The organism is Haematobacter missouriensis, from assembly GCF_000740775.1.
In the GTDB taxonomy this organism is placed as follows: domain Bacteria; phylum Pseudomonadota; class Alphaproteobacteria; order Rhodobacterales; family Rhodobacteraceae; genus Haematobacter; species Haematobacter missouriensis.
On the sequence record NZ_JFGS01000006.1, the window covers coordinates 34,843 to 51,574 of the forward strand.

Consider the following 16,732-nt stretch of genomic DNA (forward strand, 5'->3'; position numbering starts at 1 on the left):
AGCGCCATGCTGACGTTTCTGCGCCTGCTCCTCGGCCTCGTGCTCCTGGGGATCGTTGTCGCGCTGGCGATGATCTTCGTGCCGCACCGCCCGACGCCGCCGCTCACCACTCTGCCCGCCGATTACGAGGTTCCCTCAGGGGCGGGGGAATATGCGATGTATCTGGGGGATTGCGCCGCGTGTCATACCGCCGAAGGCGGTGAGCGCTTCGCGGGCGGGCGTCCGATAGACAGTCCGCTCGGCACGATCTACTCGACGAACATCACGCCCGACCCCGAAACCGGTATTGGGCGCTATACGCTCGATCAGTTCCGCGCGGCGCTCTACGACGGCATCCGCGCGGATGGCGCGCATCTCTATCCGGCGATGCCGTATGAGAACTACCGCAAGCTGAAGGAGGAGGATGTACGCGCACTCTACCACTACTTCACCGAAGAAGTGGCCCCCGTGCGCCATCAGGGGCCGGAGACGAGCCTGCCCTTCCCCTTCAACCAGCGTTGGGGCATCCGTGCCTGGAACTGGGTCGCGCTGGAGCCGCCCGGCTTCCGCCCCCATGCGGAGGATCCGCAGATCGCACGCGGCGCCTATCTTGTGGAGGGGCCGGGTCATTGCGGCGCCTGTCACACGCCGCGGAATCTCCTCATGGCGCAGGACGGCACCGATGCCTCGAGCGAGAGTTTCCTGCGGGGCGGAGAGGTTGACGGCTGGACAGCGCCCGACCTGCGCGGCGCCAAAAGCCCCGTAGCTCTCTGGAGTGCAGAGCAGCTCAAGATGCTCTTTGCCAGCGGCCGGAGCGCCCATGCCGCCGTGACGGGAGAGATGTCGCTGGTGGTGGAAGAATCGACCCAGTACTGGACGGAAAGCGACCTCGACGCGATGGTCGACTATCTGAAGTCCATCGCAGATCCGGCAGATCCCCGGCCCGTACGGGATCCCGCCCCCACGGTCGCGCTTCTGACCCATCCGACGAACGACATGCCCCTCGGCGCACGGCTCTATCTGGACAATTGCGGAGCTTGCCATTTCGTCAGCGGCAAGGGTGCAGATGAGATCTTCCCGGAACTCGATGGTAACTTTCTGGTCAACGCGCCCTCTCCCACCGGCCTGATCGACGTCATCCTGCACGGCTCCACTGCGCCCTCCACCGAAATCAGGCCCTATCGTCTGCGGATGCCCGACTTCGGCCATCGTCTGTCGGATGCGGAGGTAGCCGAACTCGCGACATTCCTGCGACAAGCCTGGACAAACGACGCCGCGCCCGTGACCCCGGCCATGGTGGAGCCGCTCCGCGAAGGACAAACGGGCGAAGCCTCAGCGTCCAATTGAGCGAGAACCCATGTATGGATATGAAAAAGCCCCCATCCGGGGGCTTTGACCTTATTGAACCTTGCCGGCGGGAGTGGAGGATACCCCTACCTGAGCCGGTCGCAGCAGACGATCATGGATCATGAAGCCTTCGCCCATGACCTGAATGATGCCGCCAGCGGCGACATTCGGGACCGGTGCCTCGAACATCGCCTGATGGATCTGCGGATCGAAGGTGTCGCCCACAGCGGGCGAAATCACGGTAATGCCGTGTTTGGAGAAAATGTTGCGCAACTCCCGCAGCGTCAACTCCACGCCTTCGATGAAGGCGCCCGATGTCGCGCGCTGTTCATCCGTCACATGGTCGAGCGCCCGTTTGAGGCTGTCAAAGACCGGCAGCATGTCACGGGCGAGCTTGGTGCCGCCATAATGCTCCGCCTCCCGACGATCCCTTTCGAAGCGCTTGCGGGAATTTTCCGCATCCGCCAAGGTCCGCATGAAGCGGTCACGGAATTCGTCACGCTCGGCTTTCACCTGCTCAAGCTCTGCCTCGAAGCTGGCTTCCAGCGCTTCATCCGCACCGTCCGTCACACCATCGATCTTTTCTTCTGCCATTCCCTATCCTTTCGCCCGGTCGGACATGAGCTTGCCGACGAGCTGCGCCGTGTAGTCCACGATCGGGACGATCCGGCCATAATTCAACCTGGTCGGGCCGATCACACCCACGGCGCCGATGATCTTACGGTCAGCGTTCATATAGGGAGACACGACGAGAGAGGAACCCGAAAGTGAGAAAAGCTTATTCTCCGATCCAATAAAGATGCGCACTCCCTCCCCCTCCTCGGCAAGCTCCAGAAACTCGGCCAGATCACGTTTCCGCTCCAGATCGTCGAAAAGGCTGCGAATCCGATCAAGGTCGTCGGAATTCGACAAGAGGTTGGACTGGCCACGCACAATCAGCCGCTCGTAGCTCTCGCCGTGATCGTCCCATAGCGCGACGCCGCTTTCCACCAGCTCACGTGAAAGCGTGTCGAGTTCCTGCCGACGTGCCTCCATCTGCTGACGAATGCTGACCCGCAATTCCGAAAGCGTCCGGCCCTCCAGCAGCGCGTTCAGGAAATTGGCTGCCTCCCGCATGGAAGACGGGGTCTGGCCGGCGGGGGGGGTGAAAATGCGATTTTCCACCTGACCATCGGAAAACACTAGAACCACCAGCGCCCTGTCCGGTGCAAGGCTGACGAAATCAATGTGACGCACCGGAGCCTCATGCTTCGGCATCAGCACGAGGCTCGCCCCCTGCGTGATCCCCGAGAGCGCGAAACCCACGCGATCCAACACACTGCTGACCTCACCGGATCCAGCGGCGAAATTCGCTTCGATCCGTTGCCGGTCCGCCGTCTCCACCGTGCCGATTTCCATGAAACCGTCCACAAACATCCGAAGGCCAAGCTGGGTCGGAATGCGCCCCGCCGAAACATGCGGACTGTCCAGAAGCCCGAGTAGCTCCAGGTCCTGCATCACATTGCGGATGGTCGCCGCAGAGATCGGTTGGCTCATGGCGCGCGTCAGCGTGCGCGACCCGATGGGTTCGCCGTTCTGCAGGTAAGCCTCTACGACCCGCCGGAATACCTCCCGCGAGCGATCATTGAGTTGAGAGAGAATTTTTGATCCGTCCTGCATGGCACTTCCACCGACGATTTAAGAATCGACACGACGGATCGTCAATCGGCGATACGTCGATCGGGGTTGCATAGTGAGGGGGGCGCCCTGTAACTGGCGCGGAAACCAGCCCGACATGAGATGACGAGAGGATTTTCCATGCGCCCCTCCGGCAGACAGGTAAGCGAATTGCGCCCGATTTCAATCGAACCGGGTTTCACGCGGCATGCGGAAGGCTCCTGCCTCATCAAGGTCGGGAACACCCACGTGCTCTGCACCGCCTCAGTAGAGGACAAGCCGCCGCCGTTCCTGCGCAACACAGGACTGGGTTGGGTGACGGCTGAATACGGCATGCTTCCCCGATCCACCCACACCCGCTCGCGCCGGGAAGCTGCGCAGGGCAAACAGTCCGGCCGCACGCAGGAAATCCAGCGGCTGATCGGCCGATCGCTCCGTGCGGCGGTTGACCGGGTTGCGTTGGGAGAGCGGCAGATCACCGTGGACTGCGATGTGCTTCAGGCAGATGGCGGCACCCGATGTGCCGCGATCACCGGCGGTTGGGTGGCGCTCCGCCTTGCCGTCAACAAGCTGCTGAAGGCGGGCGTGATTACAAGCGATCCCATCATGGACCATGTCGCAGCCGTGAGCTGTGGCATCTATGCGGGTCAGGCCCTGCTTGATCTCGATTATGCGGAAGACAGCGAAGCAGGCACCGACGGGAATTTTGTGATCACGGGCAAAGGCCGCCTCGTCGAGGTTCAGATGTCGGCCGAAGGTGCCACCTTCTCCCGCGAGGAAATGTTCGGGCTGCTCGACCTCGCGGAATCCGGCGTCAAAACCTTGATAGAAGCGCAGAAAGTGGCGGTCGCATGAGGAAGTTCACCTCCGATCGTCTTCTGGTCGCCACGCATAATTCCGGCAAGCTGGAAGAAATCGCGGAGTTGCTGCGCCCCTATGGCGTGGCGGTCACCAGCGCTGCACAGATGGCCCTGCCGGTGCCCGAGGAGACGGAGGAAACTTTCGTCGGCAACGCACGGATCAAGGCCCACGCCGCGGCCAAGGCAACCGGTCTTCCGGCGCTCGCAGACGACTCCGGCGTTCAGGTTGATGGCCTCGGCGGCGCGCCGGGCGTGCATACAGCCGATTGGGCCGAGACGGAAAACGGACGGGACTTCCCGATGGCGATGCGGAAGGTCCACGACCTGCTGGACGAGAAGAATGCCCCACAGCCCTGGACGGCGCGCTTTGTCTCGATGCTTGTGCTGGCTTGGCCGGATGGACATGACGAGTCCTTTGAGGGCGTGATGCCCGGGCAGATCGTCTGGCCCCCGCGGGGCGACAACGGCCACGGCTACGATCCCATCTTTCAACCGACGGGTCGAGACACCACATTCGCAGAGATGGAAACGTCGGAAAAGAATCGCATCAGCCATCGGGCCGAGGCGTTCCGCAAACTGGTGGAAGGGTGCTTCACATGAAAAAGCGTATCAGCAGCGGCTCCCCCTATGAGGCAGTGATGGGTTATTCGCGCGCCATTGTAGCCGGTGACTGGTGCTTTGTTTCCGGTTGCACCGGGGCGGAGAGTGACGGACGCTTTCTGCCTGATATCGCGCGGCAGGCGGAAAACGCCATTAACGTTATCCGGCAGGCGCTTACCGACGCGGGATTTGACCTTTCCGACGTCGTTCGCGTTCAATATACCGTGACCAGCCGAGAGCTGGTGGATGATCTCGCTCCAGTTCTGGCTGCAGCGTTTGGAGAGATCCGCCCCGCGGCGACCATGGTCTTTGCAGACCTCATCCATCCCGAAATGCTCGTGGAGATTGAGGTCACGGCCCTGCGCGGATGAGCTTCACCGCATCGGAGGACTGGAGAAACGCGGGCTTCGGGCTGTATGTCCATTGGCCGTTCTGTCAGGCGAAGTGCCCCTACTGCGACTTCAACTCCCACGTGGCGAGGGAGGTCGATCAAAAGAGATGGCTTGCCGCCTATGAAAGCGAAATCCGGCGTTTGTCGCAGGATGCGCCGGGCCGTGTCCTTAATACCGTGTTCTTCGGGGGCGGCACGCCGTCATTGATGGCGCCAGAGACGGTCGCCGGCGTGCTGGAAGCCGCCCGAAGTGCGTGGCCCTTTGCCAATGACATTGAAATCACACTCGAGGCGAACCCGACCTCTGTCGAAGCCGATCGCTTTCGTGCTTACCGTGAGGCCGGAGTAAACCGGCTTTCCATGGGTATCCAGTCCCTGAACGACGAACATCTGCGCCGTCTGGGGCGGCTGCACACAGTCAGCGAGGCGCGCAAGGCGTTCACCATTGCGCGGGATACATTCGACAAGGTCAGTTTCGATCTTATCTATGCCCGTCAGGATCAAGGTCTGCCCGAATGGCAGGCCGAACTTGGCGAGGCGCTTTCCATGGCGATTGATCACCTGTCGCTTTACCAGCTCACCATTGAGGACGGCACAGCTTTCGGGGCGCGTCACGCTGCGGGCGGCTTGCGCGGTCTACCCGATGACGATCTATCCGCCGATCTGTATGCCGCGACTCAGGATACCTGCGCTTCGGCCGGTCTACCGGGCTATGAGATTTCAAATCACGCCGCCGAGGAAGCCAAGTCACAGCACAATCTGATCTACTGGCGCTACGGAGACTATGCGGGTGTCGGCCCCGGCGCTCACGGTCGATTGAGCAATCAGGCGGGTCGCTTTGCAACAGACACCCCCCTCCAGCCTGGTGCATGGCTGGAAAAGGTGGAGAGGCACGGAAACGGTGAAGCCTCGCGTACTCCTCTGCCCGCCGAAGAACAGGCCGCTGAGTATCTGATGATGAGCCTGCGTCTGACAGAGGGCATGGATTCGCTGCGTTATGAAAAGCTCATGGGCAAGCCGCTTGATGAGGCTGCAATCCTGTCGCTGGAGGATCTTGGATTGCTCGAACGACGTGATGATCGGCTGCGTGCTACGGTGCAGGGTCGCATGGTTCTGAACGGCATTATCCGCGACCTGCTGCCGGGGTAGGGATGCGCATCCTGTGGTTGATATTCGGCGGATTTTTTGTGCTGCTGGGTTTCGTGGGCGCGGTTCTGCCGATCATGCCGACCGTGCCCTTTCTGATCGTGGCAGCCTTCTGTTTCGGTCGCTCATCGGAGAAGATGCACGTTTGGCTGATGACCCATCGCATCTTCGGCCCGCCGCTCAGGAATTGGGAGACGAATCGGGCCATCCGACGTCAAACGAAATGGATAGCTTTATTGTCCATGGCGGTTGGGTTCGCCTTTGTCACCGCATTCGTCGGATTGCCCATTTGGGCACTCGCGATTCAAGGAACAATCCTGACAATTGTCAGCATATTCATATGGACTCGGCCTGAACCGAAGACGTAAGAATACGGCAGAGATCATCCAGTTGCTCAAGCGAAGCATAGCGAATAGTAAGCTGACCGTTCCCCTGCCCGGTGCGATGGGCGATTTCAACCCGCATTCCCAAAGTTGCCCCAAGATCCGTCTCCAGTGCTCGGGTGTCGGCGTCCTTTTCTGAACGAGGACGGGCTTCCTTGGGTGTTGCTTGCTTTTGTGCCAGTTTCTCTGTTTCGCGAACCGAAAGCCCTTCCGCAATCACCCGACGACCCATCGCCACTGGATCAGCTACTGTAATCAACGCACGGGCATGTCCAGCGCTGAGCAAGCCTTCCCTCACCCATTTCAGCACTTCTTCTGGTAGCTGAAGAAGGCGCAACAGATTCGCTATATAGCTGCGGCTTTTTCCAAGCGCTTCCGCCAGTCGCTCCTGAGTATGACCGAAACGATCCATCAGCTGTCGATACCCAAGAGCCTCTTCCACGGCGTTCAAATCAGCGCGCTGTATATTCTCAATAATAGCGACTTCCAAAACCTCGGTGTCGCTGAAGTCTCTGATTATAACGGGAATATCGTGAAGTTGCGCAATCTGCGCCGCTCGCCAGCGGCGTTCGCCTGCAACAATCTCATATGTGCCTCCCGGCCGCTCCCGCACGATAAGTGGCTGGATGATGCCTTTTTCCCGAACAGAGTTCGCCAGATCTTCCAGCGCCTCAACCGAAAAATCCCTCCGCGGCTGATCCGGATTGGGGACGATTTTTTCAATCGGAATCAACAGCTCGGCACGGCGCTTCACCGACTGAGGCTCAACCTGAACATCAGCCATCAGCGCCGAAAGCCCACGACCAAGGCTACGCTTATTTTCCTTCATGACGCTTCCTTCAGGCCCCCGCATGACGATCTGCCATTTCTTGCGCCAATGACCGATAAGCCAAGCTACCCCGTGAATTGCTGTCATATGACAACACAGGCATGGCAAAAGACGGCGCTTCACTCACCCGCACGTTACGCGGAATAATGGTTCTGAACACCAGCTCTCCGAGATTTTCCCGCGCATCAGCCTCAACTTGCTGCGAAAGGTTATTGCGTCCATCGTACATTGTAAGCAATATCCCTTCAATTCGAAGATCCGGATTGGCTGTCTGCCGCACCTGCCGGATCGTCAGCATCAACTGAGAAAGTCCCTCAAGGGCATAGAACTCGCTCTGAAGGGGAACAAGTACAGAGTCCGCAGCAATCATCGCATTGACGGTCAACAAGCTGAGCGAGGGCGGGCAATCGATAAGCACATAATCGAAATCAAACTGAGGCAAGCCTTCACGAAGGGCATCTCGCAGAAGCAGGCTTCGTTTCTCATTTGCCACAAGTTGAATATCCGCCGATGCGAGATCCTGAGTCGCACAACAAATAGATAGCCCCCCAATGCGAGTCGGCATGATGATATCGACCAAAGGCATGGCCTCAATGAGAAGATCGTATGTTGTGAAGTCTCTCGCCTCCGGCGATACGCCCAATCCAGTAGAAGCGTTCCCCTGCGGATCAAGATCTATCACCAGAACTTTCTTGCCTTGCTCTGTCAGCGCTGCTGCGAGATTGATGGCCGTCGTCGTTTTTCCGACGCCGCCTTTCTGATTCGCAATGGCAATAATATGTGCTCGGCCGGTATCAGACACGGGAAAGCCCCTCGATTTTCAGGATAACGCCGTTGGGATCGGTTTCGCTCGGAAACTTTTGCACGTCAAATCGGAATTTTTCAAGGGCTTCATGTATCTCTCGCTCTACACCTCTTCCTTTGGGAAGAAGCGCCACGCCGTTTTGAGCTAAGTGCCGCTCAACCATAGAAAGCAAGCGAGGCAACGGAGCGAGAGCGCGCGCCGAAACGACATCTGCTTTTAGGGGCGGGATGGCTTCTGAGCGTTGCGATATAACATTCACTTTCACAGAAGCTTCTCTTGCCACTGTGGACAGAAAAGCTGCTTTACGCTGGTCGCTTTCAACTAACGTAAACGATCGATCCTTCCCCATGCCGAGGATAGCAATCACCATACCTGGGAATCCCCCCCCAGAGCCGAGGTCAACCCACGCACCGAAATCGCGTGAAAACGTCAAAAGTTGAGCAGAATCGCGGAAATGCCGCCCCCAAAGGTCGTCTAGCGTACTCGTCGACACGAGGTTAATCTTGGGGTTCCATTTCCGAAGCAGTCTCTCGTAAACCTCTAAACGCTCCAGCGTTTCACGTGAAACATCGGGGAACTCAATACCCTTCATCATGCCGATGCACTGTATCTATGTGCGCGCTTCAGGCGAAGAAGAATGAGGGCGAGTGCGGCTGGTGTCATTCCTTCAAGCCTACCTGCGTGCGCGAGCGTGGCAGGTTGCGCCGCTTTCAATTTGACTTTCAGTTCGTTAGACAGGCCATCAAGGACTTCATAGTCAAAGTCGGAAGGTATCTCCCAAGCCTCGTCTTTTTTGAGCGCTTCCGCGACGGAGATTTGGCGATCCAAATACTTCGCGTAAAGCGCATCCCGCTTCAACTGAGCTTGAACAGGTAAGGAAAGAACTTTCAGTTCTGGCAGAAGGGGCAGAAGATGCCGCGGTTCCACTCCGGGAAAGGCCAGAAGATCCCCTCCTGTTCGGCGAACGCCATCTTGGCTAACGTCGATACCCACCGCCTGGGCTTCACGGGGACTCGTACGCATACCCAACAGAAGGGCCCTACCCCGCTCCAACTCATGCATTTTTTCTTCGAAAATTATACGTCTAGTTTCGCTCACACACCCAGCATCAATACCCAAAGGGGTCAATCTCTGGTCAGCATTGTCCGCACGAAGCGAAAGTCGAAACTCTGATCGCGATGTGAACATGCGATAAGGCTCACTTACACCACGAGTAACAAGATCATCTATCATCACGCCGATATAACTCTCAGTACGGCTGAATAGGATCGGATCTCGCTCAGCGGCCTTCAATGCTGCATTTAGACCGGCCACCAGTCCCTGAGCGGCGGCCTCCTCATAACCCGTTGTGCCGTTGATTTGTCCGGCCAGATAAAGACCATCAAGTGCACAGATTTCCAAAGTCGCTTTCAGGGCGCGAGGATCGACGTAGTCATATTCGATAGCGTAAGCGGGCTGAAGGATGGCGGCGTTTTCCAAGCCCTTAATCGAACGAACATATTGTTCTTGGACCTCGATGGGAAGCGAAGAGGATATTCCGTTCGGGTAAACGGTATAATCGTCCAGCCCCTCCGGCTCGAGAAATATCTGATGGGACGATTTATCGGCAAACCGTACAACCTTATCTTCGATCGAAGGACAATACCTTGGTCCGATACCTTCGATCATCCCCCCATACATAGCGGAAAGATTTAAGTTCTCGCGAATGATGGCATGCGTATTCTCATTTGTATGTGTTATACCGCATGACACCTGCCGAACTGTGGGGTGCGCAGACGCAAAGGAAAACATTGTCGGCTCTTCATCGCCGATCTGCCGCTCTAGGATAGGCCAGTTTATCGTTCGACCATCCAGCCGCGGCGGCGTACCCGTTTTTAACCGGCCAAAATCGATTCCAAGATCAGCGATGCGCTCCGCCAGAGCAATTGAGGGACGCGCACCCATTCTGCCCCCTGAATGGCGCTTATTCCCTATATGTATTACGCCTCGGAGAAATGTTCCCGTCGTCAGTATCACAGTCTTAGAGAGTACGTTCGCTCCGTCCGCAAGCCTTACTCCGGTAACCCGGCCGCGGTCCACCAAGATATCAGCGACCTCGCCCTCGAGAACACTCAGATTCTTCTGCTTTTCGAGCTCTTTTTTCATTCCAGAACGATAAAGAGCCCTATCAATCTGCGCGCGCGGTCCTTGCACAGCGGGACCCTTACGACGATTGAGGAGCCGGAACTGTATTCCGGCGTCATCGGCAACACGCGCCATTGCACCATCAAGCGCATCTATCTCGCGAACCAAGTGTCCTTTTCCAAGTCCACCTATAGCAGGGTTGCAGGACATGACTCCCAGATCATCCCGGCGAATAGTTATGAGAGCCGTGTTTGCGCCCATTCTCGCAGCGGCGTGTGCGGCCTCTGCACCAGCATGTCCGCCGCCGACGACGATGACATCGAATTGTTTCACGTGAAACACTCCTACTTACCGATACAGAAACTCGAGAAGATCTCTCCAAGAAGATCCTCAACATCAACTCGACCAACGAGAGTTTCAAGACTACGAAGAGCGAAACGGATGTGTTCTGCGACAATTTCCGCCTGCCCACTTTCGATTTCAACAGTAGCAGCGCTTAACGATAGCTCTGCGCTCCTCAACGCTTTTCGGTGCCTCTCGCGCACCATAAGCGATCCACCAGCAGCTCGTTTATCCAGAAGATGGGTAATCTGATCAACAAGACGATCAATCCCCTGCCCCGTCAAGCCCGACACTGCTTCTCCGTCGCCGCAGCGTAGATCTGCCTTTCCTCGTACAACGATGTCTTCCGGCTCTCTGTTAACACCAGGAGGAAGAACATCATCCTCGGTCAGGAATACGCGCAGATCTGCTGCCTTTGCGCGGGCTTGAGCGCGTTCAATTCCCATCGCCTCGACTATATCTCCGGTATCTCTCAGACCTGCTGTGTCCAGTAACGTAACTGGCAATCCCTTAAGATCCATGCGGACTTCTATGACGTCGCGAGTGGTTCCGGCGATCTCTGAGGTGATGGCCGCTTCTCTCCCAGCCAAAGCGTTCAGAAGTGTAGATTTTCCGGCGTTAGGTACACCGATGATCGCCACTTCGAAGCCATCCCGGATTCTCTCGGATACCGCAGCTCCCCTGAGGTTATCTCGAATATCGGATACAACACTACCAATGAGTTCCATAACCTCTGGACCTACGTCCACAGGAACTTCCTCATCTGCGAAGTCAATTGTGGCTTCGATCAAAGCAGCAGCTCTGATGAGCCGCATACGCCACACTTCTGTTTTCGCTGATATCGCGCCTGAAAATATTCTGAGAGCTTGTTTTCGTTGAATTTCCGTTTCAGCATCGATCAAGTCTGCGAGCCCTTCGACCTGCGTCAGGTCCAATCGTCCATTCTCAAGCGCACGCCGCGTAAACTCCCCTGCCTCGGCAGGGCGCAGACCTGGCTGCTCACCCAAAGCAGATAGGACTGCGGAAACCACGGCAATGCTGCCATGCAAATGCAACTCCACAACTCGCTCGCCGGTGAAACTTCGTCCAGCCTCAAATACCAGCACGAGAGCTTCATCAAGCACATCGCCCGCCCACCTCAGCCGCCGAAGTGCGCTATGCCGTGGTTCAGGCAACGCCCCGGCAAGCGCGGCCGACGCCTCCCAGGCCAAAGGCCCGGAAATACGTATGACCGCGACCCCTGCACGTCCCCGTGCCGTCGCCAAGGCGTAGATCGTATCCATAACTCATTGATTCTAAAGTAAAAATCAAGCGTTCATAGACTCGAAGAACTCCGAATTCGACTTTGTTTGCTTCAGCTTCGAAATCAGGAATTCGATCGCATCCGTGGTACCCATGGGGTTGAGGATTCGCCGCAGAACATAGGTTTTCTGCAGGTCCGACTTGTCCACCAGCAGGTCTTCCTTCCGAGTGCCCGATTTGAGGATATCCATGGCCGGGAACACCCGCTTATCCGCGACCTTCCGGTCAAGCACGATTTCGGAGTTACCAGTGCCTTTGAATTCCTCGAAGATCACCTCATCCATCCGACTGCCGGTATCGATAAGAGCAGTTGCGATAATGGTTAGCGAACCGCCTTCCTCAATATTCCGGGCAGCACCGAAGAAGCGTTTCGGCCGTTGGAGCGCATTGGCGTCCACGCCGCCGGTCAGGACCTTACCGGAGCTGGGAACAACGGTGTTGAAGGCCCTGCCAAGACGCGTGATGGAGTCCAGCAGGATCACCACGTCCCGCTTGTGCTCCACCAGTCGCTTGGCCTTTTCTATGACCATTTCCGCAACGGCGACGTGACGCGTCGCAGGCTCATCGAATGTGGATGAAATGACCTCGCCACGGACGCTCCGCTGCATGTCGGTGACCTCCTCAGGCCGCTCGTCGATCAGCAGGACGATGAGATAGCATTCCGGGTGATTGCGCTCGATCGAATGGGCGATGTTCTGAAGCAGCACGGTCTTGCCCGTGCGCGGCGGAGCCACGATGAGACTCCGCTGTCCCTTCCCGATGGGCGCCACAAGATCAATGATCCGCGCTGAACGGTCACGGATGGTCGGATCCTCGATCTCCATCTTCAGCCGCTCATCGGGATAGAGCGGCGTCAGGTTGTCAAAATGCACCTTATGGCGCGCTTTTTCCGGATCATCGAAGTTGATCCGGTTGACAGCAACGAGACCAAAGTAACGCTCGTTCTCTCGCGGCGCCTGAATCACGCCTTCGACAGTATCGCCGGTGCGCAGGGAATACTGACGGATCATCTCGGGCGAGACGTAAATGTCATCCGGCCCGGACAGGTAGTTTGCTTCGGGCGAACGCAGGAATCCGAAGCCATCCTGAAGCACCTCCAGAACGCCGTCTCCCCCGATTTCCCAGCCCTCCTCGGCATGTTCCTTGAGGATCTGGAACATCATTTCCCCCTTCCGCATGGAAGAGGCGTTCTCGATCTCCCACTCCTCCGCCATGGCGAGGAGGTCAGCGGGGCTCTTTGCCTTGAGATCGGCGAGGCTAAGGCGTTCTTGGGTCATGGGGATAGGTTCTCGAAGGCGCCGGACGGCACGTTTGACAAAATTGTCTGCGGAAAACGCGAAGGACCGGACGGTCACGCAAGCCGCCATATAGAGATCCGTCGTGGTCGAGTCAACGTTTTCAGTATTTCACGATGACCGAAATGACGATGACTATCATCAGCAGTGTCGGCACCTCGTTCATGATGCGATAGCTGCGCCCGCTGACGCTATTGGTCCCCTGTACGAAGTCCTTCCGTCGCGCAGCCAACCAACCGTGAAAGGCGCTCATGGCCAGCACCGCAGCCGCCTTAACCCAAGGCCACCCCATTGACCAATTCACAATCCCTGGCGTCAGCACCAAGCAAAGCCCGAACAACCATGCCGCGATCATTGCGGGGTTAATGATAGCCCGAAGCAGCCGACGCTCCATCGTTTGAAACAGCAGATCCGTCTCACCACCCGGTTGAACCCGCTCGGTGTGATACACGTAGAGCCGTGGCAGATAGAACAACCCAGCCATCCAAGCGATCACGCTGATGACATGAAAGGACAATGTCCATGGATAGAGGGTGGCCAGCAGCTCGCTCATCGGAACCTCGCTCTCATACTTCTACTCTTAAATAAGAAAATAAAGAGAAGATGAAGTTGATGTAGGGCCTTGGGATAACTGAATCCCGGATGTTGCCCCAGATCTGTTCCACAGCGCGACGGATCTGTCGATAAGAGTCACGGATCCCGGAACCGGATTGTGGATAACAGTGAATCAATCTGTGGGATCAATGAGATGGCTTGTGATTTTTTTGTGGATAGCTGTGGCGACCCGAGGCGAATCGCACGGATCCCGCGAGTCGTCCACCGGCCGATGACGGATCCGTCCCACTGTGGGAAAGAGGGCCGTTGCTTGACAGCGGATCTGGATTTCGGGGATCGGTATGGATCACCTGCACGCCTTCCACAGAACTATAACGCGGTTGTCCACAGGATAATACATGATGGTGCCTCTTGTCCTTGCCTCAGTTTCGGAAATTCGCTCGACGCTGCTGCGTAACGCCGGTGTGACGTTTGAGACCGTTCCAGCCCGGATAGACGAGGTGACTATCCGGGCTGCCCTGGAGGCGGAGGGCGCGAAGCCGCGCGACGTGGCCGATGCGCTGGCGGAGTTCAAGGCACGCAAGGTGGCGGAGAAGCGGCCCGAGGCTCTGGTGATCGGCTGTGATCAGGTATTGGAGTGCGAGGGGCGGATCTATGGGAAGCCAGAAACCCGTGATGCAGCGAAAGCACAGTTGCTGGAGCTTCGGGGAAGGCGGCACCGGCTTCTTTCGGCAGCCGTGGTATATGAAGCTGCTGCGCCTGTCTGGCGGCAGATCGGAGAGGTCAGTCTGACGATGCGGACATTCTCCGACGATTGGTTGGACGGGTATGTCGCGCGGAACTGGGAGAGCATCCGGCACGCGGTCGGAGCCTACAAGCTGGAGGAAGAGGGCGTTCGTCTCTTCTCCCGGATCGAGGGAGATTACTTTTCGGTGCTTGGTCTGCCACTTGTCGAACTTCTGAACTACCTTGCTGCGCGAAAGGTCATCCCGTCATGACGGAGGGCGGAATTCCCCTCGCAGGGGTGATCGGGTCCCCTGTTGAACACAGTAAATCACCGATTCTGCACGGTCACTGGCTGAAGCAATACGGTATCCGAGGCTTCTATATTCCCATGAATGTCGCCCAGGCCGATCTGGTCGAGGTGATCCGCAGCCTGCCGAAGGCGGGATTCGTGGGTGTGAACGTCACCATCCCGCACAAGGAAAGCGCGTTGAAGCTGGCGGATCTCGTCACCGACCGGGCGGCCTTGATCGGCGCCGCGAATACGTTGATCTTTCGTCGGGATGGCAAAATCCACGCGGATAACACCGATGGCTACGGCTTCATCGCGAACCTGCGTCAGAATGCGCCGCTCTGGGATCCGAAGGCCGGGCCGGCCGCGGTGTTCGGTGCAGGTGGTGCAGCCCGCGCCGTCATTGCCTCTTTGATCGAAGTGGGCGTGCCCGAGATCCGTCTCTCCAACCGCTCCAAGCCGCGTGCAGAGGCGCTGCGGCATGACTTTGGTACCCGGATCGTCGTTCACGACTGGGTGCAGGCAGGCGGGATGCTTGAGAACTGCCTCACCGTGGTAAACACGAGCTCGCTGGGCATGGTTGGCAAGCCGGAACTGCGGGTGCCGCTGGACGCCCTCTCACCCAGGGCGCTGGCGACAGATATCGTCTATACGCCGCTCCGCACCGGGTTCCTGCTGGAGGCAGAGGCCCGGGGGTGTACCGTGGTGGACGGTCTCGGCATGCTCCTTCATCAGGCCGTTCCGGGGTTCGAGCGCTGGTTCGGTCGACGACCGGAGGTGGATGAGGAAACGCGGGAGGCAGTGCTGGCATCATGACGACGCCCTTCGTTCTCGGACTGACCGGCTCCATCGGGATGGGAAAATCCACAACCGCTGCATTTTTCGCAGAAGCAGGAATTCCTGTTTGGGATGCCGATGCTGCAGTACACCGTCTATACGCGGCGGGGGGACAAGGCGCCGAAGCTATTCGGTCGCTTCATCCCACGGCGCTGGTGGATGGCGCAGTGGACCGGGATCGCCTGAAACAATGGATTGCCGAGGACGCGCATGCGCTGGTTCAGATCGAAGCCGTCATACATCCGCTGGTAGCGGTGGACCGAGCGCGCTTTATGAAACAAGCGGAGGCAGACGGGGTGGATATGGTCGTTTTGGACATTCCCCTGCTTTTCGAAACCGGCCATGACACCTGGATGGATGCGGTGGCTGTCGTCACTGTCGATCCTGCCGTTCAGCGGGAGCGGGTGCTGGCTCGCGGTACGATGACACCTGCACAGTTCGATGCGATTCTGGAAAAACAGATGCCGGATGCACAGAAACGTGGCCGCGCGGATTACGTGATTGAGACCAATAGCCTTGAAGAAGCCCGCAATGCTGTGCTTTCCCTGATCGAGCAGATCAGGAAAAGCCAGCATGCGTGAGATCGTTCTCGATACCGAAACCACCGGTTTTGAACCGGAGCAGGGCGACCGCATCGTCGAAATCGGTGCGGTTGAGCTCTTCAATCACATGCCCACCGGGCGGACGTTCCATGTTTACATCAATCCTGAACGCTCCATGCCAGCGGAGGCGTTCGAGGTTCATGGGCTGGGCGACGACTTTCTTCGCGACAAGCCGGTCTTTCGTGAAGTGGCGCAGGACTTTCTGACGTTTGTCGGAGACGCGCGGCTTGTCATCCACAATGCGGCCTTCGACATGAAGTTCCTCAATGCCGAACTGGGGTGGCTCGGCCTGCCGAGAATACCGTTCGAGCAGGCGTTGGATACGCTCGCCATCGCACGACGGCGGTTTCCGGGTTCACCGGCGTCGCTGGATGCGCTCTGCCGGCGGTTCGGCGTGGATAATTCGGGGCGGGAAAAACACGGCGCGCTGCTGGACAGCGAGATACTTGCCGAAGTCTATCTGGAACTGATCGGCGGGCGGCAGCCGGACTTCGCGCTCGGTGCCGTCCAAGAAACGCGGCAAAGAACGGAGATCCGTGTCTGGCGCCCAGGCCCGCGTCCCGCGGCTCTTCCTCCGCGCCTGACGGAAGAAGAAAAGGAAGCCCATGCCGCCTTCGTGGCGGGCATGGGCGAGGCTGCGCTTTGGCGCCGCTACACCTGAGAC

General features: G+C 58.0%; 19 protein-coding genes. 10 read left to right on the forward strand and 9 right to left on the reverse strand.

Translation table 11 applies throughout. The features are described 5' to 3' along the window. The first annotated feature begins 6 nt into the window (after positions 1-6). On the forward strand, positions 7-1,326 hold the full coding sequence (locus tag CG51_RS06850) for a cytochrome c (RefSeq protein WP_035743375.1): 1,320 nt from the start codon (positions 7-9) through the stop codon (positions 1,324-1,326). A gap of 51 nt (positions 1,327-1,377) precedes the next feature. On the opposite strand, the gene CG51_RS19970 is transcribed toward CG51_RS06850, so the two are convergent. Both CG51_RS19970 and hrcA read right to left on the reverse strand, forming a co-directional pair. After that, on the reverse strand, positions 1,378-1,920 hold the full coding sequence (locus tag CG51_RS19970) for a nucleotide exchange factor GrpE (RefSeq protein WP_035743377.1): 543 nt from the start codon (positions 1,918-1,920) through the stop codon (positions 1,378-1,380). Positions 1,921-1,923: 3 nt separating this feature from the next. Next, positions 1,924-2,985, reverse strand: coding sequence for a heat-inducible transcriptional repressor HrcA (hrcA, locus tag CG51_RS06860; protein WP_035743379.1), 1,062 nt, complete (start codon positions 2,983-2,985; stop codon positions 1,924-1,926). 138 nt (positions 2,986-3,123) lie between these two features. Between hrcA and rph the strand changes: the two genes are divergently transcribed. Genes rph through CG51_RS06885 form a run of 5 tightly spaced genes read left to right on the forward strand, consistent with a single transcriptional unit; the run spans position 3,124 to position 6,347 of the window. Then, positions 3,124-3,837, forward strand: coding sequence for a ribonuclease PH (rph, locus tag CG51_RS06865; RefSeq protein ID WP_035743380.1), 714 nt, complete (start codon positions 3,124-3,126; stop codon positions 3,835-3,837). Next, positions 3,834-4,442, forward strand: coding sequence for an RdgB/HAM1 family non-canonical purine NTP pyrophosphatase (rdgB, locus tag CG51_RS06870; RefSeq protein ID WP_035743382.1), 609 nt, complete (start codon positions 3,834-3,836; stop codon positions 4,440-4,442). Before rph ends, rdgB begins: the two co-directional genes overlap by 4 nt. Next, positions 4,439-4,813 (forward strand): RidA family protein, encoded by a 375-nt coding sequence (locus CG51_RS06875; RefSeq protein WP_035743383.1) that lies wholly within the window; start codon positions 4,439-4,441, stop codon positions 4,811-4,813. Before rdgB ends, CG51_RS06875 begins: the two co-directional genes overlap by 4 nt. Next, positions 4,810-5,982 (forward strand): radical SAM family heme chaperone HemW, encoded by a 1,173-nt coding sequence (gene hemW, locus CG51_RS06880; protein WP_035743385.1) that lies wholly within the window; start codon positions 4,810-4,812, stop codon positions 5,980-5,982. The genes CG51_RS06875 and hemW overlap by 4 nt, the downstream gene beginning before the upstream one ends. A gap of 2 nt (positions 5,983-5,984) precedes the next feature. After that, positions 5,985-6,347, forward strand: a complete 363-nt coding sequence (locus tag CG51_RS06885) for a YbaN family protein (protein WP_035743386.1) — start codon at positions 5,985-5,987, stop codon at positions 6,345-6,347. On the opposite strand, the gene CG51_RS06890 is transcribed toward CG51_RS06885, so the two are convergent. The 7 genes from CG51_RS06890 to hemJ form a co-directional block, all read right to left on the reverse strand. After that, complete coding sequence (locus tag CG51_RS06890) at positions 6,316-7,191, reverse strand: ParB/RepB/Spo0J family partition protein (RefSeq protein WP_035743388.1); 876 nt, start codon at positions 7,189-7,191, stop codon at positions 6,316-6,318. The two genes, CG51_RS06885 and CG51_RS06890, sit on opposite strands and share 32 nt — an antisense overlap. A 10-nt stretch (positions 7,192-7,201) precedes the next feature. Then, positions 7,202-7,993: a ParA family protein gene (locus CG51_RS06895; RefSeq protein ID WP_035743390.1), complete on the reverse strand. Its 792-nt coding sequence runs from the start codon at positions 7,991-7,993 to the stop codon at positions 7,202-7,204. Further along, positions 7,986-8,588: a 16S rRNA (guanine(527)-N(7))-methyltransferase RsmG gene (gene rsmG, locus CG51_RS06900; RefSeq protein ID WP_084695090.1), complete on the reverse strand. Its 603-nt coding sequence runs from the start codon at positions 8,586-8,588 to the stop codon at positions 7,986-7,988. Before rsmG ends, CG51_RS06895 begins: the two co-directional genes overlap by 8 nt. After that, positions 8,588-10,462: a tRNA uridine-5-carboxymethylaminomethyl(34) synthesis enzyme MnmG gene (gene mnmG / locus CG51_RS06905; protein ID WP_035743394.1), complete on the reverse strand. Its 1,875-nt coding sequence runs from the start codon at positions 10,460-10,462 to the stop codon at positions 8,588-8,590. Before mnmG ends, rsmG begins: the two co-directional genes overlap by 1 nt. Positions 10,463-10,464: 2 nt before the next feature. Then, positions 10,465-11,745, reverse strand: a complete 1,281-nt coding sequence (mnmE, locus tag CG51_RS06910; protein ID WP_035743396.1) for a tRNA uridine-5-carboxymethylaminomethyl(34) synthesis GTPase MnmE — start codon at positions 11,743-11,745, stop codon at positions 10,465-10,467. Between the two features lie 24 nt (positions 11,746-11,769). Next, the gene (gene rho / locus CG51_RS06915; protein ID WP_035743547.1) at positions 11,770-13,041 is read right to left on the reverse strand and encodes a transcription termination factor Rho; all 1,272 of its coding nucleotides are present in this window, start codon (positions 13,039-13,041) and stop codon (positions 11,770-11,772) included. A gap of 121 nt (positions 13,042-13,162) precedes the next feature. After that, positions 13,163-13,612 (reverse strand): protoporphyrinogen oxidase HemJ, encoded by a 450-nt coding sequence (hemJ, locus tag CG51_RS06920; protein ID WP_035743398.1) that lies wholly within the window; start codon positions 13,610-13,612, stop codon positions 13,163-13,165. A 400-nt stretch (positions 13,613-14,012) separates the two neighbouring features. On the opposite strand from hemJ, the gene CG51_RS06925 reads away from it, so the two are divergent. From CG51_RS06925 to dnaQ, 4 genes are read left to right on the forward strand one after another with little or no spacing between them, the layout of a single operon-like run. After that, on the forward strand, positions 14,013-14,612 hold the full coding sequence (locus CG51_RS06925; protein ID WP_035743400.1) for a Maf family protein: 600 nt from the start codon (positions 14,013-14,015) through the stop codon (positions 14,610-14,612). Beyond that, on the forward strand, positions 14,609-15,445 hold the full coding sequence (locus CG51_RS06930) for a shikimate dehydrogenase (protein ID WP_035743402.1): 837 nt from the start codon (positions 14,609-14,611) through the stop codon (positions 15,443-15,445). Before CG51_RS06925 ends, CG51_RS06930 begins: the two co-directional genes overlap by 4 nt. Beyond that, the gene (gene coaE, locus CG51_RS06935) at positions 15,442-16,047 is read left to right on the forward strand and encodes a dephospho-CoA kinase (protein WP_035743404.1); all 606 of its coding nucleotides are present in this window, start codon (positions 15,442-15,444) and stop codon (positions 16,045-16,047) included. The genes CG51_RS06930 and coaE overlap by 4 nt, the downstream gene beginning before the upstream one ends. Then, on the forward strand, positions 16,040-16,729 hold the full coding sequence (gene dnaQ / locus CG51_RS06940) for a DNA polymerase III subunit epsilon (RefSeq protein WP_035743406.1): 690 nt from the start codon (positions 16,040-16,042) through the stop codon (positions 16,727-16,729). The genes coaE and dnaQ overlap by 8 nt, the downstream gene beginning before the upstream one ends. The last annotated feature ends 3 nt before the right edge of the window (positions 16,730-16,732 follow it).

What these genes read in the sequence shown, in the direction of transcription:
- CG51_RS06850 (WP_035743375.1), top strand. Translation starts at nt 7, where the DNA reads ATGCTGACGTTTCTGCGCCTGCTCCTCGGCCTCGTGCTCCTGGGGATC.
- CG51_RS19970 (WP_035743377.1), bottom strand. Translation starts at nt 1,920, where the DNA reads ATGGCAGAAGAAAAGATCGATGGTGTGACGGACGGTGCGGATGAAGCG.
- hrcA (WP_035743379.1), bottom strand. Translation starts at nt 2,985, where the DNA reads ATGCAGGACGGATCAAAAATTCTCTCTCAACTCAATGATCGCTCGCGG.
- rph (WP_035743380.1), top strand. Translation starts at nt 3,124, where the DNA reads ATGCGCCCCTCCGGCAGACAGGTAAGCGAATTGCGCCCGATTTCAATC.
- rdgB (WP_035743382.1), top strand. Translation starts at nt 3,834, where the DNA reads ATGAGGAAGTTCACCTCCGATCGTCTTCTGGTCGCCACGCATAATTCC.
- CG51_RS06875 (WP_035743383.1), top strand. Translation starts at nt 4,439, where the DNA reads ATGAAAAAGCGTATCAGCAGCGGCTCCCCCTATGAGGCAGTGATGGGT.
- hemW (WP_035743385.1), top strand. Translation starts at nt 4,810, where the DNA reads ATGAGCTTCACCGCATCGGAGGACTGGAGAAACGCGGGCTTCGGGCTG.
- CG51_RS06885 (WP_035743386.1), top strand. Translation starts at nt 5,985, where the DNA reads ATGCGCATCCTGTGGTTGATATTCGGCGGATTTTTTGTGCTGCTGGGT.
- CG51_RS06890 (WP_035743388.1), bottom strand. Translation starts at nt 7,191, where the DNA reads ATGAAGGAAAATAAGCGTAGCCTTGGTCGTGGGCTTTCGGCGCTGATG.
- rsmG (WP_084695090.1), bottom strand. Translation starts at nt 8,588, where the DNA reads ATGAAGGGTATTGAGTTCCCCGATGTTTCACGTGAAACGCTGGAGCGT.
- mnmE (WP_035743396.1), bottom strand. Translation starts at nt 11,745, where the DNA reads ATGGATACGATCTACGCCTTGGCGACGGCACGGGGACGTGCAGGGGTC.
- rho (WP_035743547.1), bottom strand. Translation starts at nt 13,041, where the DNA reads ATGACCCAAGAACGCCTTAGCCTCGCCGATCTCAAGGCAAAGAGCCCC.
- hemJ (WP_035743398.1), bottom strand. Translation starts at nt 13,612, where the DNA reads ATGAGCGAGCTGCTGGCCACCCTCTATCCATGGACATTGTCCTTTCAT.
- CG51_RS06925 (WP_035743400.1), top strand. Translation starts at nt 14,013, where the DNA reads ATGATGGTGCCTCTTGTCCTTGCCTCAGTTTCGGAAATTCGCTCGACG.
- CG51_RS06930 (WP_035743402.1), top strand. Translation starts at nt 14,609, where the DNA reads ATGACGGAGGGCGGAATTCCCCTCGCAGGGGTGATCGGGTCCCCTGTT.
- coaE (WP_035743404.1), top strand. Translation starts at nt 15,442, where the DNA reads ATGACGACGCCCTTCGTTCTCGGACTGACCGGCTCCATCGGGATGGGA.
- dnaQ (WP_035743406.1), top strand. Translation starts at nt 16,040, where the DNA reads ATGCGTGAGATCGTTCTCGATACCGAAACCACCGGTTTTGAACCGGAG.